The sequence below is a fragment of the Bradyrhizobium manausense genome (assembly GCF_018129685.1).
Taxonomy (GTDB): Bacteria; Pseudomonadota; Alphaproteobacteria; order Rhizobiales; family Xanthobacteraceae; genus Bradyrhizobium; species Bradyrhizobium manausense_D.
Genome location: NZ_JAFCLG010000008.1, coordinates 84587 through 107804, shown reverse-complemented (window position 1 = coordinate 107804; position 23218 = coordinate 84587). Strand labels below are relative to the sequence as shown.

Here is a 23218-nt window from a genome sequence, read left to right as displayed (position 1 = left end):
AACAGGAATATTCATGCGCATCGCGATGATCGGCACGGGTTATGTCGGACTGGTATCCGGAGCCTGCTTTGCGGATTTCGGTCACGACGTCACCTGCGTCGACAAGGACGAGAAGAAGATTGCGGCCCTGCATCGCGGCGAGATCCCGATCTACGAGCCGGGCCTGGACGAGCTGGTCGCGAACAACGTCAGGGCCAAGCGGCTCGATTTCACCACCGATCTGTCTAAGCCGGTCGCCGACGCCGATGCCGTGTTCATCGCGGTCGGAACGCCCTCGCGCCGCGGCGACGGCCACGCCGATCTCTCCTATGTCTACGCCGCCGCGAAGGAGATCGCGCAGTCGCTGTCCGGCTTCACCGTCGTGGTGACGAAGTCGACCGTGCCTGTCGGCACCGGCGATGAGGTTGAACGCATCATCCGCGAGGCCAATCCCAAGGCTGACGTCGTCGTTGCCTCCAACCCCGAGTTCCTGCGCGAGGGCGCCGCGATCCGCGACTTCAAATTCCCCGATCGTGTGGTCGTCGGTACCTCCGACGAGCGCGGTCGCAAGGTGATGGGCGACATCTATCGCCCGCTGTCGCTGAACCAGGCGCCGCTGATGTTCACCGCGCGCCGCACCGCCGAGATGATCAAATACGCCGCGAACGCCTTCCTCGCGACCAAGATCACCTTCATCAACGAGATCGCTGACCTCTCCGAGAAGGTCGGCGCCAACGTGCAGGAAGTCGCGCGCGGCATCGGCCTGGACAACCGCATCGGCACAAAATTCCTGCATGCCGGTCCCGGCTTCGGCGGCTCCTGCTTTCCGAAGGACACCAAGGCGCTGATCAAGATCGCGCAGGATTATGATGTCTCCCTGCGCATCGTCGAATCCGTGCTGGCGGTCAACGAGAACCGCAAGCGGGCGATGGCGCGCAAAGTGAGCCAGGCACTCGGCGGCTCGTTGCGCGGCAAGACCATCGCGGTGCTCGGCCTCACCTTCAAGCCCGATACCGACGACATGCGCGATGCGCCGTCGATCCCGCTCGTCACCGGTCTGCTCGACATGGGCGCGAAGGTGAAGGCGTTCGATCCTGTCGGCATGGAGCAGGCCAAGGGCGAGCTGCCCAACATCACCTATTGCGAGGATGCCTATTCCTGCGCCGAAGGTGCCGATGCGCTCGTCGTCGTGACCGAATGGACCCAGTTCCGCGGCCTCGATCTCGACCGGCTGAAGAGCATCATGGCGCAGCCTGTCGTCGTCGACCTCCGCAACATCTTCCGGCCCGAAGACATGGCTGCCGCGGGCTTCACCTATGAAAGCGTCGGCCGGCCGCCGGTACAGGGCTGATCGATTGTCGAGCTAAAACCGTCATGGCCGGGCATGACGACCGGATGATTTCTTGCCTCGCACCTTCGACACACCCTTGCCGATCGATGCCGTGCTTGACGATTTGTCACGCACGCTGGACCAGCACAACGCGGCTGTGCTGGTCGCCCCTCCGGGCGCCGGCAAGACCACGCGCGTGCCGCTGGCGCTGCTCGACGCGCCCTGGGCCGAGGGCAAGAAGATCATTGTCCTTGAGCCGCGCCGCATCGCCGCGCGGGCCAGCGCCGACCGGATGGCCAAGTCGCTGGGGGAGCGCGCCGGCGAAACCGTCGGCTATCGCGTCCGCTTCGGATCAAAGATATCGCGCGCGACCCGCATCGAGGTCGTGACCGAAGGCATTTTTACCCGCCAGATCCTCGACGACCCTGAACTGTCAGGCGTGGCCGCCATCCTGTTCGACGAGTTCCACGAGCGCTCGCTCGACGCCGACATGGGCCTGGCGCTGGCGCGCGATGCGCAACTGGGCTTACGCGAAGACCTGCGCATCCTGGTGATGTCGGCCACGCTCGACGGCGCGCGCGTCGCAAAGCTGCTCGGCGAAGCGCCCGTGGTCGAGAGTGAGGGCCGCGCCTTTCCGGTCGAGACCCGCTATCTCGGCCGCAAGGCGGATGCGCCGATCGAACGGCAGATGGCGGAGGCGATTGCCTCGGCTTTGCGTGCCGACAGCGGCTCGGTGCTCGCGTTCCTGCCGGGCGCCGCCGAAATCCGCCGCACCCAGAATTTTCTGGCCGAGCGCATCCACGATGCCAGCATCGAGATCGTGCCGCTGTTCGGCGCGCTCGATGCGGCCGTGCAGGACCGCGCCATCTCGCCGGCGCCCAAGGGCATGCGCAAGGTGGTGCTGGCCACCTCGATCGCGGAGACCTCTCTGACCATTGAAGGCGTGCGCATCGTCGTCGATTCCGGCCTTGCTCGCGTACCGCGCTACGAGCCCGATATCGGCCTGACTCGCCTCGAGACCGTGCGCGCCGCGCGCGCCGCCGTCGACCAGCGCCGCGGCCGCGCCGGCCGTACCGAGCCCGGCGTCTGCTACCGCCTCTGGGACGAGCCGCAGACGGCATCGCTTGCGCCCTACACTCAGCCAGAAATTCTCAGCGCCGATTTGTCGTCGCTGGTGCTCGACCTCGCGCAGTGGGGCGTCGCTGATCCCTCGGCGTTGTCGTTCCTCGATCCGCCGCCGGCGCCGGCCTGGAAGGAGGCAAAAAGTCTGCTGTGCGAACTCAATGCGCTCGATGATGACGGCCGCATCACGGCCGAGGGCAAGAGCTTGCGCGCGCTGGCGCTGCCGCCGCGGCTGGCGCGCATGATCGTGGATTCGCATCGCGCAGGCCGCGGCGAAGAGGCGGCCGAGATTGCCGCCATCCTCACCGAGCGCGGGCTCGGCGGCGACAGCGCCGATCTCGAGCACCGGCGCGACCAGTTCCGCCGCGACCGATCGCCGCGGGCGGCGAGCGCGCGCGACCTGGCGCGACGATGGGCGTCGCAGGTCGCGGCATCCGGGAAGCCGGGGCAGCAGGAAGAGCTGTCGACGGGGCTGATGCTGGCTATGGCCTTCCCGGATCGCGTCGCGCGCAACCGTGGCAACGGAAGCTTTGTGCTCGCCAACGGCCGCGGCGCCGCTGTGGAGCAAACCTCCTCGCTCGCCCGCGCGCCCTATATCGCGATCGGCGAGATGACGGGCACGGCCGCAAGCGGCCGCATTCTGCTCGCCGCGCAAATCGCCGAAGCCGACATCGAGCGGCATTTTGCAGAGCATATCGACACGACCGACGAGATCTCGTTCGATCGCGGCGCGATGGCGCTGCGCGCGCGGCGCAAGCGTGTGCTGCACGCGATCACGCTGTCCGAGGCCACGCTTGCCGTCTCGCCGTCGGAGGACACCGCGCGCATCTTCGCCGACGGGCTGATCGCCGCCGGCCTCGACCGGCTGCCCTGGTCGAAGGCCGCAAAACAGTGGCGAGATCGCGTGATGTTCTTGCGCAAGGCGGAGGGCGATGGCTGGCCCGATTTATCCGATGACGGGCTGATCGCGCGACGGGACGATTGGCTGGTGCCGGCGCTCTACGACAAGATCGCGCTGAAGGACATTTCCGCCGGCGATCTCTCCGACGCGCTGATGGCGCTGTTGCCGTGGGAGATGCGCGCGCGGCTCGACCGCGAGGCGCCTACCCATTTCGAAGCACCAACCGGAAGCGTGCTTGCCATCGACTACGAGGCCGAGCAGGGGCCGACCATCGCAGTGCGGCTGCAGGAATTGTTCGGCCTCAACACCCATCCGTCGATCGCCGCCGGCAAGGTGCCGCTGGTGCTGGAATTGCTGTCGCCGGCGCAGCGACCTGTCCAGGTGACGCGCGATCTCCCCGGCTTCTGGCGCGGCAGCTACGCCGCGGTCCGCTCCGACCTGCGTGGCCGCTATCCACGCCATCCCTGGCCCGACGATCCGGCAACCGCGCTGCCGACCCGGCGCACGAAGCCGCGCGGAACGTGACGGATCACGGCGGCAAATTAACCGTTCGCTCATCCTTTTCGTCAAAATGACACCGGCCCCGTCGCGGCGTCGCTCGCGGAGGGGCGCGCCGCGTGGTGAAATCGGGCTTTCGGCTCGGAAGTGGTGTGATGCGTAACATTCTGATCTTCGCGGCCGTGATGATTGGCCTCGGTACATTCATGGCGCAGATGGCGGACAAGATGAGCTCCGCGTCCGCCACCTCGGCGCCGCGCACCACCGTCGCGGCTGCGGCCACGACGCCAGCCGGTGGCCGCAGCCTCAACATCCCCCATGACGGCCGCGGCCATTTCCAGACCGAAGGTCGGATCGATGGCCAGCGCATCGGTTTCATGGTCGACACCGGCGCCTCGGTGGTGGCGCTGAACGAGACCTCGGCCGCCCGCTTTGGCCTCCGTCCCTCGCGCGGCGAGTACAACGCCACCGTCACCACCGCGAACGGTACCATCAAGGCCGCGCGGACCCGCATCGCCATGCTCGATGTCGGCGGTCTCATCGTGCGCGACGTCGACGCCATGGTGCTGCCCGACGCGGCGCTGTCGGAGAACCTGCTCGGGCTGTCGTTCCTGTCCCGGCTGAAGCGTTTCGAGTACGCCAACGGCCAGATGGTGTTGGAGCAGTAAGTTCGGGCCGCCCGGTCCCGGATGGGCTCAATATTGCTCTGATCGGGCCCGCGGCCGGTAACCCTTCATCGTTACCAAACTGCCGCAATTATAAGCCATAAGCTGGCATTCCTGCCTTCCGCTGCGGCCTGGCATTCGCTAAGGCTGCATCATTTCCTGCCTTTCCGCGAGACCGCCTCAATGTTTCCAAAGCCGAAATCCGCGCTTTCGCCCAACACCTACGCCTTCGAATCCGAGCCGATGGTGAAGCCCACGGGATTTCGCGAATACGACGCGCGCTGGCTGTTTCAGAAGGAAATCAACCTCATGGGTGTGCAGGCGCTCGGCATGGGGCTGGGTGCGCTGATCGCGGAACTCGGCGTCAGCCAGGAGATCGTCACCGGCCATGATTTCCGCGGCTATTCGGCCTCGATCAAATATGCACTGATCTCGGGCCTGATGGCTGCGGGGTGCAAGGTGCATGACATTGGCCTTGCGGTGACGCCGATGGCCTATTTCGCGCAATTCGATCTCGACGTGCCCGCTGTCGCGATGGTGACGGCCTCGCACAACGACAACGGCTGGACCGGCGTGAAGATGGGCGCCAACCGTCCGCTGACGTTCGGTCCGGACGAGATGACGCGGCTGAAGGAGATCGTGCTCAACGCCGATTTCAAGAACAAGGCCGGCGGCTCCTACCAGTTCCACGAGAATTATCCGGCGCGCTATATCGCCGACCTCACCAACCGCCCGAAGCTCAAGCGCAAACTCAAGGTCGTCGCGGCCTGCGGCAACGGCACGGCGGGCGCGTTCGCGCCGCAGGTGCTGGAGGCGATCGGCTGCGAGGTGATCCCGCTCGACACCGAGCTCGACCACACCTTCCCGAAATACAATCCGAATCCGGAAGACATGGAGATGCTGCACGCGATCCGCGACGCGGTGCTGCATCACAAGGCCGATGTCGGCCTCGGCTTCGACGGTGACGGCGACCGCTGCGGCGTCGTCGACAACACCGGCGAGGAGATTTTCGCCGACAAGGTCGGCGTCATGCTCGCGCGCGACATGTCGGCGATCCACAAGGACGCACATTTCATCGTCGACGTGAAGTCGACAGGCCTGTTCATCACCGATCCGGTGCTGCAGAAGCAGGGTGCCAAGACCGCCTATTGGAAGACCGGCCACTCCTACATGAAGCGTCGTACCCACGAGACCGGCGCGCTGGCGGGCTTCGAGAAGTCCGGTCACTTCTTCTTCAACAAGCCGTATGGCCGCGGCTATGACGACGGGCTGGTCTCGGCGATCGCGATCTGCGACATGCTCGACCGCGCACCGGGCAAGTCGATGGCTGACCTCAAGAACGCGCTGCCAAAAACCTGGTCGTCACCGACTATGTCGCCGCATTGCGCCGACGAGGTGAAGTACGGCGTCATCGACAAGGTCGTGAAGCACTTCGAGGGCCTGCAGGCCAAGGGCGCCAGGATCGGCGATCAGTCGATCCGCGATCTCGTCACCGTCAATGGCGTGCGCGTGACCGTCGAGGATGGCAGCTGGGGCCTCGTGCGCGCGTCCTCGAACAAGCCGGAGCTCGTGGTCGTGGTCGAGAGCCCGGTCTCCGAGCAGCGCATGCACGACATGTTCGAGATGGTGAACAGCGTGCTGCGCACGCATCCCGAAGTCGGCGCGTACAATCAGACGATCTGAGCTGCGGGCTGGAAGCGCCCGCGTTTGCCGCATCCTCCGCTGTCATCACCTGCCCTGTGCGCACTTGCGCACGGGAGCGGGGATGCCAATGCTCCAGAGAAGTGCAGGGATACGGAGAGGTCGCGGTACTGGATCGCCCGGTGAAGCCGGGCGACGACAGGATGTGTGTGGTCGCTCACGCCGTTCGCAGCGACCCCAGGAAGCCATCCACCTCGGCCTTGAGACGCTCGGACTGCGAGGACAGTCCGGCGGCCGCCTGGTGCATCTTCGAGGCGGCAGCACCCGCCTCGTCGGAAGCTTTGCTGACGCTCGCGATATTGTCATTTACCTCGCGCGTGCCGGTGGCGGCCTGCTGCAGGCTGCCGGCGATCTCGCGGGTTGCATGACCTTGCTGATCGACGGCGCTCGATATCTGGCCGGAGATCTCATCGATCTCGGCGATCGTCGCGCCGATCGCCTGGATGGCGTTGACGGCATCGCCCGTGGCGCTCTGGATGGTCTGCACCTGCGCCGAGATTTCCTCGGTTGCCTTTGCGGTCTGGTTCGCCAGCGCCTTCACTTCGCTCGCGACCACCGCAAATCCCTTGCCATGTTCGCCGGCGCGTGCCGCCTCGATGGTGGCGTTCAGGGCCAGGAGATTGGTCTGGCTGGCGATGTTCTGGATCAGCGTGACGACCTCGCCGATCTTCTGCGTGCCGCTGGCAAGGCCCTCGACGACCTCGTTGGTGCGGCGAGCCTCGTCTGCGGCACGTGCCGCGATCTCGGCGGAACGCGCAACCTGTTGCGTGATGCTGGTAACCGACGCGGTGAGTTCCTCGGTCGCAGCCGCGACCGTCTCGACATTGCCCGAGGCGCGGTTCGAGGCTGCGGCAGCAGCGCTGGTCTGACGTGCGGTGTCTGCGCTGCTGCTGCTCATCGTCGACGACAGTTGCTGCACTTCTCCCGCAGCGATCGCCACGGCCTGCACGATGCCGCCGATGCTGCGCTCGAAATCGGTTGCGAGCCGCTGCTTGGCTGCCTCGCGCTCGTTCTTGGCGCGCTGCTCGACGTCGTGGCGCTCGCTGTTGGCGCGCGCTTCCGCCGCCATCGCGGTCTGCGCCTCGGCGGTCTTGACCGCCGTGGTCTCGAACAGTTCCTGAAGCTTGAACGCCAGCGCGACCAGCACGCCGGCCTCGATCAGCAGGATCACCGCATGCAGCACGACCCGGCCGAAATCGGAGCCGCCGGGATAGATCGCCGCGGGCAGCAGGAAGTTCAGTGCGACGTGATGCAGCGCGACCGCGACTGTCGCGGCGACGATCGGCCGGTAATCGCAATAGGCGACGATACACGCCAGCGCCGCGAAAAAGTACATGTGCATGTCGATCTGCCAGGCGTGTCCTTCGAACTGGTAGGTGAACATCGACACGCCGCTCATCAGGGCGACAGCGAAGACCAGGCGTGTGGAGAGACCGTTGCCCGACATGCTCCAGGATAAGGTCGCGGCGAGCGCGAAAGCGGCCATGAAGATCGTCGGAATGATCCATCCGTTGCCCCGCGCGAGCCCGATCGTCATGCTGATCGGTACGTGCAGCCAGAGCATCACGACCAGAATCTTGCTTGTGGTCTGCCGCAGCGATTCAAGTCCGTCGTTCTCGACAATCATTTCATCCTCCCCAGGACTACGCGCCGGATGGCTCCACGCCACAAGGCTATCTGCCAAAACATGCTGAAACCGCTTGCGCGTCCATGACGAACCATGCGCCGGCCTCATGCAGGCGGCGCAGTCCGTCATGGTCATCCGGGCGGACGACGAGGAGAGTGGGAAGGGCGGTTGCCCTCACGATCGACGCGCGCGCCGATCCCGCACCCTGAAAAACCTGCTGCGTGCTCCACCACGGCGGAAACGCAACCGCGACAACGGTCGCGCCCGGACGAACCTGTAAGGTGAGGATTGCGAGCGCGATCCAGCCTGCGACCAGTAGCGCAGTCGCATTCGTCCAGGCAGGCCACTGCCGGGACGGAATCGCCGTTCTCCCCTCCATGGCGCAACGATAGGGGAGTGGAGCTAATCCTCCGTAAACGTCAGGTTGGGATCGGCTCCGTGCGACCACAGTTTTACCCGCGACTGTCGGTTTGAGAACGACAGCTCAACCGCGAGTAGGCGACAACCGGCCTGATGCCGTCAGGCCGCCACGACCGCCGGGATCGGCAGCGCCGTGACCGACTTGATCTTCTCCATCGCGAAACGCGAGGTGACGTTCTTCAGCGGCACGGCGCTGATCAGCTTCTTGTAGAAGATGTCATAGGCCTGCATGTCCGCGACCACGACGCGCAGCATGTAATCGACGTCGCCGGCCATCCGGTAAAACTCCATCACCTCGGGCATGGCGCTGACGGCTTCGGCGAACTTCTTCAGCCAGGCGTCGGAATGATCCGAGCTTTCCACCGAGACGAACACGGAGATGCCGAGCCCGATCTTGTTCTGGTCGACCAGCGCCACCCGCTTCAGGATCACACCGTCCGCCTCCAGGCGCTGGATGCGCTTCCAGCAGGGGGTCGAGGACAGTCCGACCCGGTCGCCGATTTCGGCAACGGAGAGGGAGGCATCCTCCTGGAGCACCATCAGGATCTTGCGGTCGATGGCGTCGAGGCGGCGGCTGGTCTCGGGGATCTGGACAACGACATCAGTCATTTGAAGAACTTTGTTCCATATAAAGGGTTGATTTCCCTGATATAGAGAAAATCATTCTATGACAAGCCCATAATCTCAGCGTGCTCCCGGACGGGTTCTAAAGCCTGCTTTGTAAAAGTGCTTCAACTTCAATACGTTGCGGCGCAGCAAGGCCGCCGCCATGGCGGGTGCATTTCAACGCTGCGGCAGCCGCGGCGAATCGCAGCGCCTCCGGCAGCCCGCCACCCTCGGCGAGCCGAAGCGTGAAGGCGCCGTGGAAGACGTCGCCGGCACCGAGCGTATCGACAGCCTCGACCGGAAAGGCCGGCGTCTCCTCCAGGGTGGCCGCCTCGTTCAGCCAGATCGTGCCGCGTGGGCCGCGGGTGGCGGCGAGGAAGGCGCGGGTGAGCCCTGCCAGGCGCTTCAGCGCCTCGCCGTCGTCGTCGATGCCTGCCGTCTCCTGCACCTGCTCGCTGGAGAACAACAGATGCGAGGCGGCCGTAAGCAGGTCATCCGACAGTGCCATCGCACGGTCGACGCCGGCGATGACGGGAATGTTGCGCCGGCGCGCCTCGAGGCAGAGATCGATGCAGAAGGCGGCGCAGCGGCTCTCGACGAGCAGGGCCTGGCAATCGGCGAGCAACTCGTCGGCATCTGGCAGCTTCACGCTCCACAGCGCGGGATCGCGGTAGATCGTCAGCGTGCGTTCGCCCGACGCGTCGATGATGATCGCAGAAACGGGCGTGGCCGCGTCAGGCATGCGCACGATATGACTGCTATCGATGCCCTCGGCTGTCATCCGCTCGAGAATGAAGCCGCTTGACGTCTCCCGTGCGTCGCCCATCGGACCCGCAAACGCGACGCGGCCGCCAAGCCTGGCGATGGCGATCGCGGCATTGAGCGCGTTGCCGCCGCAGATCTCGGCAAGATGCGTCGCGTTCGCCTTGCTGCCGCGCTCCGGCACGGCCTCGACCCGGAAGGTGAGGTCGCGCACGGGAATGCCGATACAGAGAATGCGCGGCGCGGCCTCGAATAGCGCCATCGGGTCTCAGCTCTTGTCGTGCACCCAGCGGCCGAGCAGATGATGCGCGATCGCAAAGGGATGCGGGCCGGCGAGCCCGTCGGGATGCGTGCGCTTCAGCATCAGGGCCGCCTCCTCGCGCGTAAACCAGCGCGCGTCCTCGAGCTCGGAGTGATCGACGACAATGTCCTCGTTCAGCGCCCGGGAGCTGCAGCCGATCATCAGGGACGACGGGTAGGGCCATGGCTGCGTCATGTAATACTTGACGTCGGTGCAGCGAATGCCTGCTTCCTCGAAGATCTCGCGGCGTACCGCGTCCTCGATGGTCTCAGCGGCCTCGACGAAGCCGGCGAGGCAGGAATACATGCCCGGCGGAAACTGCTTCTGGCGGCCGAGCAGGCACTTGTCGCCGGAAGCGACCAGCATGATCACGACGGGATCGGTGCGCGGAAAGTGCTCGGCCTTGCAGGCCGGGCATTCGCGCTTCCAGCCGCCTTCCTTCATCGCGCTGCGGGCGCCGCAATTGGCGCAATAGCCGTGGCGCTGGTGCCAACCGACCATCGACTTCGCCATCGCGATCGCCGAGAGCTCGTCGGGCGGGATCGCGCCCTGCATCGCCATGCCGCGCAGCTCGGTGACGGTGTAGTCCTCGCGGCCGATCAACGTCTCTGCGGCGGCCTGCGGCAGGCCCATGCCGAATATTGCGGCGCCGTCGCGAAGCCCGAGGAAGATGGTGCCGGGATTGGCGCCACATTTCAGCGCCTCATCGATTCCCAGCAACGCACGCACCCTGTCGCCGTCGCGCTTCACCAGCAGCGAGTCGCGGTAGACGACATAGGCGCGCGACGTGGACTTCTGTTCCAGCGCAAACAGTTTTTCGTCATCGCGGCGAAGATGTGCGGCGCGGTCGAGGATGTTGCTGACGAAGGCCGGTTGCCCCAGCGGAAACGAGTCGAATGTTGACATTTCTTGTTCTTTCAACCCAACCAGATTTTCTTGCGAAGCGCGCTGATGAAATTCTGCACTTCGGTGGCATCGTGCGCCAGGGGCTGCATCACGCCCCAGACCGGTCGCGGCCAGGCGGCATCACTGGTGCGGCGAGCGATGATGTGGACGTGAAGCTGCGGCACCAGATTGCCGAGCGCTGCGACATTGAGCTTGTCGCATCTGGTGATCTCCTTCAGCGCGCGCGAGACGCGGGAAATCTCCGTCATCAGCTGCGCCTGCTGGACCTCGTCGAGATCGATGATCTCGACCGCGTCGGTGCGCCGCGGCACCAGCAGCAGCCAGGGATAATGCGCGTCCTTGATGACCAGCACCTTCGACAGCGGAAGGTCGCCGATGTCGATGGTGTCCTCTTTCAGGCGGGAGTGTAGCGACCAGGCGGGATCGGACATATGTGTTTCCGGATGGCCCGCGCGGGGACGGGCTTGACGGGGCGGAGCCCCTAAATATTCGGCCCGACCATACGATAGGGAGTTGGCGAGGGGAAGGTTAGGGCTCCGCGGCTTCTGCATACTCGATCGTCGTCCTGAACAAGCGTAGCGAAGCGGAGCGCTGATCCAGGACCCATGATCACAGGAGGTGGGAAGTAGCACGCTGATGGCTCCAGCGTGCCACACAACTGACATTCGGGGTAATGGGTCCGGCTTTCGCCAGGACGACGATGAGCCTACGCCTCCGCCAGCACCCGCGCATTGGCGCGAATCGAGGCTTCGCTGACGCGAATCCCGAGGCCCGGCCCATCCGGCACCACGACATGACCGGAACGGTTGGCAACGCGCTCTTCGAGCACGTCCTCGGTCAGCACATGATGCGGCATGTAGAATTCGCAGCCGAGCGAGATGCCTGGTGTCGCCGCGATCAGCTGGGTGCCGGCGGCCAGCCCAATGCCGCCCTCCCACAGCGTGCCGCCATAGCCGGGCAGGCCGGCGATGTCGGCGATCGCCATGATCGCCTGCGCCTCGAACAGCCCACCGGCCTTCATCAGCTTGATCGAGACGGCGTCGGCCGCCTCGCGCCGCACCACCTCCATCATGTCGCGGCGATCAAAGCAGCTTTCGTCGGCGAGCACGGGCGTTTCCAGCGCCGCAGTCAACTGCGCCATCACGTCGAGAAATTTGCGTGGCACCGGCTGCTCGATGAAGGTCGGCGCGAACGCCTCGACATCGCGCAGGATCTTGATGGCGCCGAACGGCGCCAAGGCCTGGTTGTAGTCGACGCGGAGGTCGACCTTGCCGCCGAATTCTTTCCGGATCGCCTCGAGATGATCGAGGTCCTCGCGATGCGGCTTCACGCCGGTCTTGACCTTGTAGATGATGTTGCCTTCAGGAACCATTTTTCGCATGCGTTCGAGGTCTGCTGCAAAGTCCGGATCGGCGATCGAGAAAGACAGCGGGATCGTGTCGCGCACGCGGCCGCCGAGCAGGTCGGCGACCGACAGCCCAGACGATCGACCGACGATGTCGAGCAGCGCCATCTCGATCGCGACTTTTGCTTCGGCATGTCCGACCAGCGCGCGGTCGAGCTCTGCCATCAGCGCGCGGATGCGGCGCACGGATTTGCCGAGCAGGATCGGCCGCAAGTAGATGTCGAGCGCCGAGAACGCGGCTTCCGGCGTTCCCGTGAATACTTCCCACGGCGCGGCCTCGCCCCAGCCGATCACGCCGTCACTCGACGTCAGCTCGATGAGCACGCGCTTCACAGTGCCCTTGACGTTGCCGACGCCCTGCAGGCGCGCCATCCTGATCGGGCTTTCGATCAGGAACAGCCTGATGCGCTCGACGGTTGCTTCGGTCATGTCAGGCCTCCATTGACGTGCCAGACCTGGCCGGTGACGTAGGATGCGGATCGGGACGCCAGAAAGGCGATGATGTCGGCGACCTCCTCCGGCCGCCCGCGGCGGCCCATCGGGATCAGTGCTTCGGTCGCGGCAATCTGCTCGGCCGACAGCCGGCTCTCGCCCGGCCTGTCCTTGACGATGAGGCCGGGTGCCACCGCATTGACGGTGATGCCGTCTTTCGCGAGCTCGACGGCGGTGAGGCGCACCAGCGCTTCCAGTGCGGCGCGGCTGGCTGCCGTCGCCGCGAAGGGCGCGAATTCTGGCCGGATTGCATGAGTCACGAAGGACGACACCGCGACGATCCGAGCGTCCTGCCCGGCGCGCAGCAGCGGCAGCGCGGCGTCGACCATTCGTGTGAAGGCCAGCGCGGACTCGTCCATTGCCTGACGGAATTGATCCGCCGGTGTGCCGATGGCGCTGCCGCGGCGGGCGTGGCCGCCGACGAGGACCAGTCCATCAAGCCGGCCGAAAGCCGCTTGCGTGGCCGCAATGGCGTCTGCGACGGCTGCCTCCTCGGCAAGATCGCCGAGGCATTTTGCGACAACAGCGCCCTTCGCTTCAGCTTCCGCCGCGGTGACATCGAGACCCTCCGCGTTCGAGCGCGTGTGCAAGAGGAGCGCATTGCCGGGCGCCGCGAGCAGTTTTGCGGTGGCGCGGCCGATGCCGCTGGCGGCACCGGTGACGAGATAGACGCGGTCGATATCAGGCATCAGGATGCTGCATTGGCCGGCGGCAACGCGCCGGTGCGGTGGAAATGGCTGAGGAAGGCACGCGTTGCGGCTTCCCTTGGGTTGTCGATCACCTGCCGCGCAGGACCTTCTTCCACGACGACACCGTCGCGCATGAAGATGAGGCGGTCGGCGACCTCGCGCGCGAAGGCGATCTCGTGGGTCACGATCACCATGGTCATGCCCTCGGAGGCCAGTTGCTGGATCACGTTCAGCACCTCGCCGACGAGCTCGGGGTCGAGCGCCGAGGTCGCCTCGTCGAACAGCATTACGTCAGGCTCCATCGCCAGCGCCCGCGCGATCGCCACGCGCTGCTTCTGGCCGCCGGAGAGCGTGGCTGGATACTGGTCGGCCTTCTCGGCGAGGCCCACTTTGGCAAGCTGCGCCCGCGCGAGCTTTTCGGCGTCCGCCTTGGCTATGCGGCGCACCGTGACCGGTCCCTCCATGACGTTCTGCAGCGTCGTCATGTGCGGGAACAGGTTGAAGTGCTGGAACACCATGCCGGTGGTGGCGCGGAAGTTTGCCAGCGTCCTTACGTCGGGCAATTTCGAACCGCCGCCGAACGTGAAGCTGATATCGCCGACGCGGACGCTGCCGCCGTCGGGCACGACCAGCAGATTGATGCAGCGGAGCAGCGTCGATTTGCCCGAGCCAGACGGCCCGATCAGCGCCACGACGCCGCCCTTGGGCACGTCGAGATTGATGTTCTTCAGGACCTCGTTACTGCCAAAGCTCTTGCGAAGGCTGCGAATCTCGATCTTGGAGGTGTCGCTCATTCGCTGACCGCCAGTCGCTTCTCGCCGCGCCGGGCGAGGATGGTCAGGGGGATCAGGATCGCCGCATAGGCGACCGCAACGGCCGTATAGGTCTCCAGCGGCCGGTAGCTGTCATGGGCGGCGACCTGGCTCTGATAGACGAGGTCGGGCACGGCCAGCACCGAGACCAGCGAGGTGTTCTTGAACTGGATGATCGACTGGTTCATCAGCGCCGGGATCATGCGCTTGATCGCCTGCGGCAGCACGATGCGCCGCATGCTCTGGACAGGCGTCATGCCGAGCGCGGCGCCGGCTTCCGACTGGCCCTTGTCGATCGAAATGATGCCGCCTCGGATGATCTCCGAATAGAACGAGCCGCCATACAGCGAGAGCGCCAGCGCCGAGGCCGTGATCGGCGTCATCTCGACGCCGGCAAGGATCGGCAGCGCGTAATAGAACCAGATCAGCTGGACCAGGATCGGTGTGCAGCGAAACGCTTCGATGAAGGTGAGCGCGACGAGCCGCACCGGCTTGAAGCGCGCCAGGCTGCCGAACGCCCCGAACAGGCCGAAGACGAGGCCGAGTATCACGATCACCACGGTGAAGCCGACGGTGACGCCAAGCCCGTTGAGAAAGAGCCAGCGATAGCTCCAGAGGATGCCGAAGTCCCACTGATACATGCGTGCTTTGCTCGTACCCGATGTCGGTCCAGAAACTTGCCGTCATGCCCGGGCTTGTCCCGGGCATCCACGTTCTTGGTGCCGCGGGTCAGACGTGGATGGCCGGGACAAGCCCGGCCATGACGATGTGGATACTTTAGTCGCTCATCACTTACAGCGAAACGCCCGGCGGAATGTCTGCTTCGGTCACGCCCACCAGCTCCATGTTGGTGATGATCGCGTTGCGGATGAAGCCGAGACCCTTGTTGAAGTCGATCCAGGTGTTGACGTAGTCGCGCCAGGTCTTGTCGTTCTCGCGGCGGAAGCCGGCATTCGACGTCGTGGCGAAGATCGGCGTCGGCAGCACGAACTGGCCGAGCGAGGGGTTCTTCTTCAGGACGGTCAGCGACAGCATGGTGATCAGGCACTGCGCGTCGACGCGGCCGGTCTGCAGCGCCGCGGTGGCATCATCGGCGGTCTTGAGCCGCGATATCTGCGCCTTCGGCGTCAGGCGGCTGACGACCTGGTCGTGCGAGGAGCCCTGGTCGACCGCGATCTTGATGTCGGGCGAGTTCAATTCGGCCCAGCTCTTTGGCTTGAAGTCCTTCTTGCAGAGGATGCCGAAGGCGTTGTTGAACACCGGCACCGAGAAGTCGATCACCAGGGCGCGCTTCGGCGTCGGGTTGAGGCCGAAGAAGATGTCGATCTTGTTGGACTGCAGATCGAGCACCGAATTGCCCCAGGTGGTCTCGGTGATCTCCAGCTCGGCCTCCATGTCGTCGGCGAGCGCCTTGGAGATGTCGACGTAGAAGCCCTTCCATTGGCCGCTGGCGAGGTCCTTCATGTAATAGGGCGCGCCGCCGCCGACCGCGCCGATCCGCATCTTCTTGGTGCGGCGGATGCGGGCAAAGGTCGATTCGTTGGGATCGGCCGCCTGGGCCACGGCCGGCGAGGCCAGCGCGCCAGCCGCGGCTGCCCCGATCGCGCCAAGTCCGACAATCGATGCTACGTCACGACGTGTAACCATTGGGATCAATCGCTTTTCTGGTTGAAGTGGAGTTCCGGCAGCGTTCTTACCAAGGCGGCCCTGGTAGCGAAAGCACAGCCTATCGGCTGGGCAGGTCCGCAATTGCCCGGATGCTGGGCAAGATCAAGCTGGTCAATGTGATACCCGCTTGCGTTCCCGACTTTTTGGCCCCAAATAGGGGTCGGGAGATTGGCGGTGGACGAGCCACTCGCCAACCGGGTCAGGTCCGGAAGGAAGCAGCCCTAACGAGGTCCGGATCGGGTCGCTCGTCAGTCTCCTACTTGTTTTTTCGAGCGAAATTGCGCTGGCGGGCCTCCCGCTGGCGCGCGCCTGTCCGCAAAAGCCAGCCGAGAGACATTCCATTGCGGATTGACCCATGACCGACGCTGGCGCCCCTCCACCTCCTGATCGCGCCGGCCCGGCCGGCGATGCGCCCTACCGGGTGCTCGCGCGCAAATACCGCCCGTCTTCGTTCGACGATCTGATCGGCCAGGAGGCCGTGGTCCGCACCGTCTCGAATGCATTCGAGACCGGGCGCATTCCGCAGGCCTGGATCCTCACCGGCGTTCGCGGCGTCGGCAAGACGACCACAGCGCGTATCCTCGCCCGTGCGCTCAACTACGAGATGCCGGATGGTTCGGTGAAGGGCCCGACCATCCACATGCCGACTTTGGGCGTGCATTGCCAGGCGATCATGGAAAGCCGGCACATGGACGTGCTGGAGATGGACGCGGCCTCCCATACCGGTGTCGATGACGTCCGCCAGATCAATGACAGCGTGCGCTATGCGCCGGCCAGCGCCCGCTACAAGGTCTACATCATCGACGAAGTCCACATGCTGTCGACGGCGGCGTTCAACGCCTTCCTGAAGACGCTGGAGGAACCGCCGGAGCACGCCAAATTCGTGTTCGCCACGACCGAGATCCGCAAGGTTCCGGTCACCGTGCTGTCGCGCTGCCAGCGCTTCGACCTCCGCCGCGTCGAGGCCGACGTGCTGATGAAACACCTCGCCGGCATTGCCGCGAAGGAAAATGTCGAGATCGAGCCGGAGGCGCTCGGCATCATCGCGCGCGCGGCCGAAGGCTCGGTGCGCGATTCGCTGTCGCTGCTCGACCAGGCGATCGCGCATGCGGCTGGCACCGTGAAGGCCGACGCGGTCAGGCAGATGCTGGGCCTTGCCGACCGCACCCGCGTCATCGACCTCTTCGAATCGCTGGCGCGCGGCGACATCGCCGCGGCGTTCAAGGAATTCCGCGATCAGTATGATGTCGGCGCCGATCCGGTCGTCGTGCTCTCGGACCTTGCCGAGTTCGTCAATTTCGTCACCCGCGTGAAAGTCATTCCGGCGCTCGCCGAGAACGTCGCCTACGGCGAGACCGAACGGGTGCGCGCGAAGGATTTCGCCGCGAAGGTCTCGCATCGCGTGCTGTCGCGGATGTTTCAGATGTTGCTCAAGGGCATCACCGAGGTGCAGGGCGCGACACGGCCCGTCATAGCCGCCGAGATGGTGCTGGTGCGTATCGCCTATGTCGCCGACCTGCCGACGCCGGACGAAGCGATCCGGATGCTGGGGCAGAACGGCGGCGGCTCGCCGGTCGCGAGCGGCGGAAGTGGCGCGCGCAGCAGCGCGCCGTCCGCGCCGATGGCCTCCGCTGTGTCCGCGACCTCTGCTGCCCCGGTTCGGATGCCGACATCATCACCGACTGCATTCGGCGGTGGCGCCCGGCCGCAAATGGCGGCGCCTGCGCCGGATCCGCAAGGCGCGGCGCCCCAGCTGCGCATCACGAGTTTCACCCAGCTTGTCGCATTGGCCGGGCAGAAGCGTGATCTCATGACCAAGGCCGCGCTCGAAGGCGACATGCGTCTCGTCCGTTTCGAGGAGGGCCGGCTGGAAGTCGCGCTCGAGCCGAACGCGTCGAAAACGATGATCTCCGAGCTCGCGCGCAAATTCGAGCTGTGGACCGGCCGGCGCTGGACCATCGTCGTTTCCAACGAGCAGGGCCAGCCGACGCTGCGTTCGGTCAACCAGGCGGCCAAGCAAGAACATGCGCGCAGCGCCGAGGCCGATCCGCGCGTGCAGGAGGTGCTGTCGCGCTTCCCCGGCGCCAAGGTCGTCGAGGTCCGCAAGCTTGCCCCCGAGACGCCGGAATCCAATGATAACGCCGACTACGGCTCCGATGATCCGCCCGACGGTTCCGACGCCGACGACGATCTCTGAGCCAGATTCAAGGACAGACACCCATGGCTGATTTTCTCGGCATGATGAAGCAGGCAGCCCAGCTGCAATCCAAGATGCAGGAGATGCAGGAATCTCTCGCCAATGTGGAGGTCGAGGGCATCTCCGGCGGCGGTCTCGTTGCCGTGCGCATGACCGCCAAGATGGACGTCAAGGGCATCAAGATCGATCCTTCGCTGATGAAGGCCGAGGAGCGCGAGGTGCTGGAAGATCTGCTGGTCACCGCGCTCGGCGATGCCCGCCGCAAGGCGGAGACGGCGATGCAGGAAAAGATGCAGTCGCTCACCGGCGGGCTCGGCCTGCCGCCGGGGCTGTTCGGCCAATAATATGGGCGCGGTTGCAGGTCCCGAAATCGAGCGGCTGGTCCAGCTTCTCGCACGGCTGCCGGGCCTCGGTCCGCGCTCCGCGCGGCGTGCGGCGCTGCATCTGATCAAGAAGCGCGAAGCGCTGATGATGCCGCTGTCCTCCGCCTTGCAGATCGCGCTGGACAAGGTCCAGGTCTGCAAGACCTGCGGCAACATCGACACGCAAAATCCCTGCACGGTCTGCACCGATCCGAAACGCGATCCCGCCATCATCGTCGTCGTCGCCGACGTTGCCGATCTCTGGGCGCTGGAGCGGGCCAATGCGACGCAGGGGCGCTATCACGTGCTGGGCGCGACCCTGTCGCCGCTCGACGGCGTCGGTCCACAGGACCTCACCATCGACGCGCTGGTGGCGCGTGCGCATGCGGCCGAGGTGCACGAGATCATTCTTGCGCTGAACGCGACGGTCGACGGCCAGACCACGGCGCATTACATCACCGACCTGCTTCAGGACGCCAACGTCAAGGTCACCCGGCTCGCGCACGGTGTGCCTGTCGGTGGCGAGCTTGATTATCTCGACGAGGGTACGCTATCGGCCGCCATGCGGCAGCGGACCCTGTTCTAAAGCGTCTTCGAGCGAAGTGGATACCGGTTCGCGTGAAGAAACGCGTCAAAACAAGACTCTCCATCCAGACCTACGGAACGGACGACATGACGAAACGATTCGCCACACGATCGGCTTTGGTGACGACGATGCTGCTGCTGGTGACACCGGCCATCGCCGCCGCGCAGGAGGACGATGGTGCGCCGCCGCCCTCGAAGCCCGGCAAGCCGATCAGCGCCGGCGAGGTGCTCTCGGGCGAGCTGAACGCCATGAAGATCCGCGACGCCAGGAACGCCGGCAAGCGGATCGCGATGTACCAGATCACCTCCGAGCCGCGCCGCCTGCCGGCGCCGGGCGGGCTGTGCGATCTGGAGACGGGACCCGAGACCTTCCAGCTCGTCACCTCCAGCGACGCGCAGGCCTCGCAGCTGAAGTCCTTCGTCGGCAAGGAGATCTCGATCAAGGTCGACGAGATCGCCTGCGCCAGCGATCCCGGCCAGATGAGCGAGGCGGTGGTGACGAAGTGGAGTTTGGTGAAGAAGTAGGAGGGGGACGTCGCCTCACGACGAGCTGCCGTAGGGTGGGCAAAGCGAAGCGTGCCCACGACCTTTGCCGAATTGCTGGACAGATGGTGGGCACGGCGCAAGTGCGCCTTTGCCCACCCTACGGCACCGTCAAACCCTCACCGGCGCCAGGTCCTCAAAATGCCCGCGCCGCTGCAGCCAGGCCAACAGTACCAGGCTCGGGATCGCCACCAGCACGCAGATCACGAAGAACAGTGGCCAGCCGGTCGCGCTTGCGACGTAGCCTGCGCCGGATGACAGGTAGGTCCGCCCTACGGCCGCAAGCGCCGTCAGCAGGGCATATTGCGTGGCCGTGTGCAGCGGGTTCTGGCACAGCGCCGAGAGATACGCGACGAAGATCACCGTGCCGATCGCGCTGGTGAAGTTCTCGGCGCAGATGGCAAGCGCCAGAGCCCATTGATTGGTGCCGACCACGGCGAGCCAGGCGAAGGTGAGATTGGCCAGTGCCTGCACAACGCCGCCCATCCAGAGCGAATTTGCCAGTGAATAACGCCGTGCGACAAAACCGCCGGCGAAGCCGCCGATCAGGGTGGCCGCGAGGCCGACGCCTTTGACGATTGCCGCATAGTCGTTGCGGGTGAAGCCGAGGTCGACCACGAACGGCGCCGTCATGGTGCCCGAGAACGCGTCAGTGAATTTGAACAGCACGACGAAGGCGAGCGCAGCGAGCGCGTCCTTGCGCGACAGGAATTCGGAGAATGCGCCGATCGCTGCGTGCAGCACGCGCGTAAACGCGGTCTCGGTGTGCGTCGCGGCTTCTGCCCGCACCGATTGCTCGGGCTCTGTTGCGGCGAGCGCCGTGATCGTTCCGATCAGCACCATCGCGGCCATCACCACGTAGCCCCACATCCAGGCCGAGGAGCGCGGAATGCCGGTCCCCTCGAAGCCCGAGACCATGAACAATGCGCCCGCAGTCGAGACCAGCATCCCGATGCGATAGGCGGCGACATAGGCCGCCATGCCGGCGGCCTGCTCGCTCTCGGGCAGGCTCTCGACGCGGAAGGCGTCGACCACGATGTCCTGCGTCGAGGATGTGGTCGCCACCAGCAGCGCGCCGAGCGCGACATAGAACGGCGAGCGTGCCGGATCGGTCATCGCCAGCAGCAGGATCGCGATGATCAGCAGCAGCTGCGAAAACAAAAGCCAGCCGCGCCGCCGCCCGAAGGCGCGGGTGAACAGCGGCACATGCAGCGCATCCACCAGCGGCGCCCACAGGAACTTCAGCGTGTAGGGCGTGCCGACCAGCGCAAACAGCCCGATGGTCTTGAGGTCGACGCCGGCCTCGCGCATCCACACCAGCAGCGTCGAACCCGACAACGCCAGCGGCAGCCCCGAGGAGAAGCCGAGGAACAGCACGATCAGCACCCGCGGCTGCAGATAGACGGCCAGGCTGTCGCGCCAGGAAGTCGCGGGGGCGGAGGTTTCGGCAGGGGAGGTCGCGTCGGGTGCGGTCATGAGGAGGTGTTAGCAGATTCTAGGCATGGTGCCTCTGCCACAAAACTCGTCCTGCCCGGGCTTGTCCCGGGCATCCACGTTCTTGGTGCGGTGAAGAAGGTCGTGGATGGCCGGGACAAGCCCGGCCATGACGACTAAGCCGTCACTCCCCCGCCTGGAGCTTCCTCGGAAACAGCTCGCCCGCTCCTGCCACCAGCCGCGGGCCCTCCGCCGGTGCGTCCGTTTTGCTGAAATCGAGTTCCTCGATCCGCCCGGCGCGCTTTTCGATCTTGTCGGCGGAGATCAGGATCTGGCGGACGTCCTCGTTCGCATCGGCAAAATGCTTCTGCAGTTTCAGCACGCGGTCGCGCAGGCGGCCGAGGTCGTCGCCGAGCTTGATCACTTCGGTCTGGATCTGGTCGGCGGCATCGCGCATACGCGCGTCCCGCATGATCTGCTGCATCACCTGGATCGCGAGCATCAAGAGCGAGGGCGACACCAGCACGACCTTGGCCCGGTAGGCCTTCTGGATCACGTCGTCAAAGCCGTCATGGATCTCGGCGTAGACCGATTCAGACGGCACGAACATCAGCGCCATCTCCTGGGTCTCGCCGGTGACGAGATATTTCTCGGCGATGTCGCTGACATGCTTCATCACGTCGCCGCGCAGCCGCTGCGTGGCGAGGCGCTTCCCCTCGTCGGTGCGGGCGTCGTGCAGCGCGGTCATCGCTTCCAGCGGGAATTTCGCGTCGATGCAGAGCGGGCGCTGGTCGGGCAGGAACACGACGCAGTCGGGCCGTTTTCCCGTCGAGAGCGTGAACTGGAATTCGTAGGCCCCCTTGGGCAGACCGTCCTGAACGATCGCCTCCATCCGCGCCTGTCCGAAGGCGCCGCGCGCCTGCTTGTTGGCGAGCACGTCGCGCAGGGTCGTCACCTGCGTGGTGAGATCGGTGAGGTTCTTGTGGGCGCTGTCGATGATGCCGAGCCGCTCGTGCAGCGCGCGCAGGCTTTCCATGGTGTTGCGCGTCGCGTGCTCCATGGACTGGCCGACCCGGTGGGTCACCGAATCCAGCCGCTCGTTGACCGCCCGCGCCATCTCGGCCTGGCGGCCGGCCAGCGCCTGGGTCATGGCGTCGGCGCGGCCGGCGGCCTCGCTCTGGGCGTGGAGGACTTGGGCGAGCCGCTCCTCCAGCTCGTCGGCCCGGATCGCGTTCGCCATCGCGAGTTCCGCGCCGCGCCGACCGGATCTGGCGATCACGACCGCAATCACCACCAGCAGGATGAGCACCAGGACGCCGAAGCCGATCAGCGCGTCGATTCCGCGCACCGGCCAGTCGCCCAGCATGAAAATGATCTCGTTCATGCCCGTCCTTCTACCCGATTCGCCCGGTCACACGAACGAATAGCGAACATTTCAGGTGAAGGCCGGGTTAATTTTCATGGTTAACGAAAGCTGAAGTTTTATGGTTAGCAGACCGTTAACGCGTTCCCGGCCGCATTGACCGCTTGTCGCGCGCGGCTTAAATCGCCCGCCATGGCCCTCAGAGAAATCATCATCCTGCCCGACAAGCAGCTGCGTCTGGTCTCCAAGCCGATCGAAAAGGTCACACCGGAGATCCGCAAGCTTGCCGACGACATGTTCGAGACCATGTACGACGCGCCCGGGATCGGGCTTGCGGCGATCCAGATCGCGCAGCCGCTTCGGCTGATCACCATGGACCTCGCCAAGCCCAATCAGGACGGCGAGACCAAGCCGGAGCCGCGCGTCTTCATCAACCCGGAGATCATCGCGTCCTCCGAGGAACTGTCCACTTACGAGGAGGGCTGCCTGTCGATCCCCGAATATTACGAGGAGGTCGAACGGCCGGCGAAAGTGCGCGTGCGCTTCACGGATCTGGACGGCAAGGTGCACGAAGAGGACGCCGAAGGTCTCTTCGCCACCTGCATCCAGCATGAGATCGACCATCTCAACGGCGTGCTGTTCGTCGACTATCTGTCGAAGCTCAAGCGCGACCGCGTCATCAAGAAGTTCGAGAAAGCCGCCAAGCGCGCGGAGTAAGTTACGTCCTCCGCCGTCATGCCCGGCCTTGTGCCGGGCATCCACGTTCTTTGTCGCCGCGGGCAGGAAGAACGTGGATGGCCGGGACAAGCCCGGCCATGACGAGTACCTTGCTCGCTTCCGAGGATTACCG

21 protein-coding genes and 1 other RNA gene are annotated in these 23218 nt (G+C 65.2%); 10 read left to right on the top strand and 12 right to left on the bottom strand.

The genetic code is table 11. The features are described 5' to 3' along the window. Positions 1–13: 13 nt before the first annotated feature. From JQ621_RS20235 to JQ621_RS20220, 4 genes are all read left to right on the top strand, one after another. Entirely contained in the window at positions 14–1330 is a 1317-nt protein-coding gene (locus JQ621_RS20235) for a UDP-glucose dehydrogenase family protein (protein ID WP_212236431.1), read from the top strand. Between the two features lie 52 nt (positions 1331–1382). After that, entirely contained in the window at positions 1383–3857 is a 2475-nt protein-coding gene (hrpB, locus tag JQ621_RS20230; RefSeq protein WP_212236430.1) for an ATP-dependent helicase HrpB, read from the top strand. A 128-nt stretch (positions 3858–3985) separates the two neighbouring features. Beyond that, positions 3986–4498 carry a TIGR02281 family clan AA aspartic protease gene (locus tag JQ621_RS20225; RefSeq protein WP_212236429.1) on the top strand — a complete coding sequence of 171 codons (513 nt, stop codon included), beginning with the start codon at positions 3986–3988 and terminating at the stop codon, positions 4496–4498. 180 nt (positions 4499–4678) lie between these two features. Then, entirely contained in the window at positions 4679–6178 is a 1500-nt protein-coding gene (locus JQ621_RS20220) for a phosphomannomutase/phosphoglucomutase (protein WP_212236428.1), read from the top strand. 175 nt (positions 6179–6353) lie between these two features. Here JQ621_RS20220 and JQ621_RS20215 read toward each other — a convergent pair whose 3' ends face one another. The 10 genes from JQ621_RS20215 to JQ621_RS20170 all read right to left on the bottom strand — a co-directional run bounded on the left by JQ621_RS20215 (position 6354) and on the right by JQ621_RS20170 (position 15863). Beyond that, positions 6354–7823, bottom strand: coding sequence for a methyl-accepting chemotaxis protein (locus JQ621_RS20215; RefSeq protein ID WP_212236427.1), 1470 nt, complete (start codon positions 7821–7823; stop codon positions 6354–6356). Between the two features lie 519 nt (positions 7824–8342). After that, complete coding sequence (locus JQ621_RS20210; RefSeq protein WP_212236426.1) at positions 8343–8852, bottom strand: Lrp/AsnC family transcriptional regulator; 510 nt, start codon at positions 8850–8852, stop codon at positions 8343–8345. 97 nt (positions 8853–8949) lie between these two features. Continuing rightward, entirely contained in the window at positions 8950–9873 is a 924-nt protein-coding gene (locus JQ621_RS20205) for a sugar kinase (protein ID WP_212236425.1), read from the bottom strand. 6 nt (positions 9874–9879) lie between these two features. Continuing rightward, positions 9880–10818, bottom strand: coding sequence for an NAD(+) diphosphatase (nudC, locus tag JQ621_RS20200; protein ID WP_212236424.1), 939 nt, complete (start codon positions 10816–10818; stop codon positions 9880–9882). Between the two features lie 11 nt (positions 10819–10829). Beyond that, on the bottom strand, positions 10830–11249 hold the full coding sequence (locus JQ621_RS20195; protein ID WP_212236423.1) for an HIT domain-containing protein: 420 nt from the start codon (positions 11247–11249) through the stop codon (positions 10830–10832). A gap of 275 nt (positions 11250–11524) precedes the next feature. Then, complete coding sequence (locus JQ621_RS20190; RefSeq protein WP_212236422.1) at positions 11525–12652, bottom strand: muconate cycloisomerase family protein; 1128 nt, start codon at positions 12650–12652, stop codon at positions 11525–11527. Next, positions 12649–13404, bottom strand: coding sequence for an SDR family NAD(P)-dependent oxidoreductase (locus tag JQ621_RS20185; RefSeq protein WP_212236421.1), 756 nt, complete (start codon positions 13402–13404; stop codon positions 12649–12651). The genes JQ621_RS20190 and JQ621_RS20185 overlap by 4 nt, the downstream gene beginning before the upstream one ends. Further along, on the bottom strand, positions 13404–14198 hold the full coding sequence (locus tag JQ621_RS20180) for an amino acid ABC transporter ATP-binding protein (protein WP_212236420.1): 795 nt from the start codon (positions 14196–14198) through the stop codon (positions 13404–13406). Before JQ621_RS20180 ends, JQ621_RS20185 begins: the two co-directional genes overlap by 1 nt. After that, a complete protein-coding gene (locus tag JQ621_RS20175) occupies positions 14195–14857 on the bottom strand; it encodes an amino acid ABC transporter permease (RefSeq protein WP_212236419.1) in 663 nt (220 codons plus the stop codon). The genes JQ621_RS20180 and JQ621_RS20175 overlap by 4 nt, the downstream gene beginning before the upstream one ends. A 151-nt stretch (positions 14858–15008) precedes the next feature. Continuing rightward, positions 15009–15863 (bottom strand): transporter substrate-binding domain-containing protein, encoded by an 855-nt coding sequence (locus tag JQ621_RS20170; RefSeq protein WP_212236418.1) that lies wholly within the window; start codon positions 15861–15863, stop codon positions 15009–15011. A gap of 184 nt (positions 15864–16047) precedes the next feature. Between JQ621_RS20170 and ffs the strand changes: the two genes are divergently transcribed. The 5 genes from ffs to JQ621_RS20145 all read left to right on the top strand — a co-directional run bounded on the left by ffs (position 16048) and on the right by JQ621_RS20145 (position 19553). Continuing rightward, positions 16048–16144: signal recognition particle sRNA small type (gene ffs / locus JQ621_RS20165), an RNA gene on the top strand. 95 nt (positions 16145–16239) lie between these two features. After that, positions 16240–18081: a DNA polymerase III subunit gamma/tau gene (locus JQ621_RS20160; protein ID WP_212236417.1), complete on the top strand. Its 1842-nt coding sequence runs from the start codon at positions 16240–16242 to the stop codon at positions 18079–18081. A 23-nt stretch (positions 18082–18104) separates the two neighbouring features. Next, entirely contained in the window at positions 18105–18425 is a 321-nt protein-coding gene (locus JQ621_RS20155) for a YbaB/EbfC family nucleoid-associated protein (RefSeq protein WP_092226848.1), read from the top strand. A 1-nt stretch (position 18426) separates the two neighbouring features. Further along, complete coding sequence (gene recR, locus JQ621_RS20150; RefSeq protein WP_212236416.1) at positions 18427–19029, top strand: recombination mediator RecR; 603 nt, start codon at positions 18427–18429, stop codon at positions 19027–19029. Positions 19030–19115: 86 nt separating this feature from the next. Next, positions 19116–19553: a hypothetical protein gene (locus JQ621_RS20145; RefSeq protein WP_212236415.1), complete on the top strand. Its 438-nt coding sequence runs from the start codon at positions 19116–19118 to the stop codon at positions 19551–19553. A 129-nt stretch (positions 19554–19682) separates the two neighbouring features. Here the strand turns inward: JQ621_RS20145 and JQ621_RS20140 are convergent, their stop codons facing one another. Beyond that, a complete protein-coding gene (locus JQ621_RS20140) occupies positions 19683–21047 on the bottom strand; it encodes an AmpG family muropeptide MFS transporter (RefSeq protein WP_212236414.1) in 1365 nt (454 codons plus the stop codon). A gap of 142 nt (positions 21048–21189) precedes the next feature. After that, the gene (locus tag JQ621_RS20135; protein ID WP_212236413.1) at positions 21190–22389 is read right to left on the bottom strand and encodes a DNA recombination protein RmuC; all 1200 of its coding nucleotides are present in this window, start codon (positions 22387–22389) and stop codon (positions 21190–21192) included. 171 nt (positions 22390–22560) lie between these two features. Here JQ621_RS20135 and def point away from each other — a divergent pair, with 171 nt between their 5' ends. Further along, entirely contained in the window at positions 22561–23085 is a 525-nt protein-coding gene (def, locus tag JQ621_RS20130; RefSeq protein WP_212236412.1) for a peptide deformylase, read from the top strand. The last annotated feature ends 133 nt before the right edge of the window (positions 23086–23218 follow it).

Excerpts from the sequence above, each read along its gene's own strand:
- JQ621_RS20235 (WP_212236431.1), top strand. The coding sequence starts at position 14 with ATGCGCATCGCGATGATCGGCACGGGTTATGTCGGACTGGTATCCGGA.
- JQ621_RS20225 (WP_212236429.1), top strand. The coding sequence starts at position 3,986 with ATGCGTAACATTCTGATCTTCGCGGCCGTGATGATTGGCCTCGGTACA.
- JQ621_RS20220 (WP_212236428.1), top strand. The coding sequence starts at position 4,679 with ATGTTTCCAAAGCCGAAATCCGCGCTTTCGCCCAACACCTACGCCTTC.
- JQ621_RS20215 (WP_212236427.1), bottom strand. The coding sequence starts at position 7,823 with ATGATTGTCGAGAACGACGGACTTGAATCGCTGCGGCAGACCACAAGC.
- JQ621_RS20210 (WP_212236426.1), bottom strand. The coding sequence starts at position 8,852 with ATGACTGATGTCGTTGTCCAGATCCCCGAGACCAGCCGCCGCCTCGAC.
- JQ621_RS20205 (WP_212236425.1), bottom strand. The coding sequence starts at position 9,873 with ATGGCGCTATTCGAGGCCGCGCCGCGCATTCTCTGTATCGGCATTCCC.
- nudC (WP_212236424.1), bottom strand. The coding sequence starts at position 10,818 with ATGTCAACATTCGACTCGTTTCCGCTGGGGCAACCGGCCTTCGTCAGC.
- JQ621_RS20195 (WP_212236423.1), bottom strand. The coding sequence starts at position 11,249 with ATGTCCGATCCCGCCTGGTCGCTACACTCCCGCCTGAAAGAGGACACC.
- JQ621_RS20190 (WP_212236422.1), bottom strand. The coding sequence starts at position 12,652 with ATGACCGAAGCAACCGTCGAGCGCATCAGGCTGTTCCTGATCGAAAGC.
- JQ621_RS20185 (WP_212236421.1), bottom strand. The coding sequence starts at position 13,404 with ATGCCTGATATCGACCGCGTCTATCTCGTCACCGGTGCCGCCAGCGGC.
- JQ621_RS20180 (WP_212236420.1), bottom strand. The coding sequence starts at position 14,198 with ATGAGCGACACCTCCAAGATCGAGATTCGCAGCCTTCGCAAGAGCTTT.
- JQ621_RS20175 (WP_212236419.1), bottom strand. The coding sequence starts at position 14,857 with ATGTATCAGTGGGACTTCGGCATCCTCTGGAGCTATCGCTGGCTCTTT.
- JQ621_RS20170 (WP_212236418.1), bottom strand. The coding sequence starts at position 15,863 with ATGGTTACACGTCGTGACGTAGCATCGATTGTCGGACTTGGCGCGATC.
- JQ621_RS20160 (WP_212236417.1), top strand. The coding sequence starts at position 16,240 with ATGACCGACGCTGGCGCCCCTCCACCTCCTGATCGCGCCGGCCCGGCC.
- JQ621_RS20155 (WP_092226848.1), top strand. The coding sequence starts at position 18,105 with ATGGCTGATTTTCTCGGCATGATGAAGCAGGCAGCCCAGCTGCAATCC.
- recR (WP_212236416.1), top strand. The coding sequence starts at position 18,427 with ATGGGCGCGGTTGCAGGTCCCGAAATCGAGCGGCTGGTCCAGCTTCTC.
- JQ621_RS20145 (WP_212236415.1), top strand. The coding sequence starts at position 19,116 with ATGACGAAACGATTCGCCACACGATCGGCTTTGGTGACGACGATGCTG.
- JQ621_RS20140 (WP_212236414.1), bottom strand. The coding sequence starts at position 21,047 with ATGACCGCACCCGACGCGACCTCCCCTGCCGAAACCTCCGCCCCCGCG.
- JQ621_RS20135 (WP_212236413.1), bottom strand. The coding sequence starts at position 22,389 with ATGAACGAGATCATTTTCATGCTGGGCGACTGGCCGGTGCGCGGAATC.
- def (WP_212236412.1), top strand. The coding sequence starts at position 22,561 with ATGGCCCTCAGAGAAATCATCATCCTGCCCGACAAGCAGCTGCGTCTG.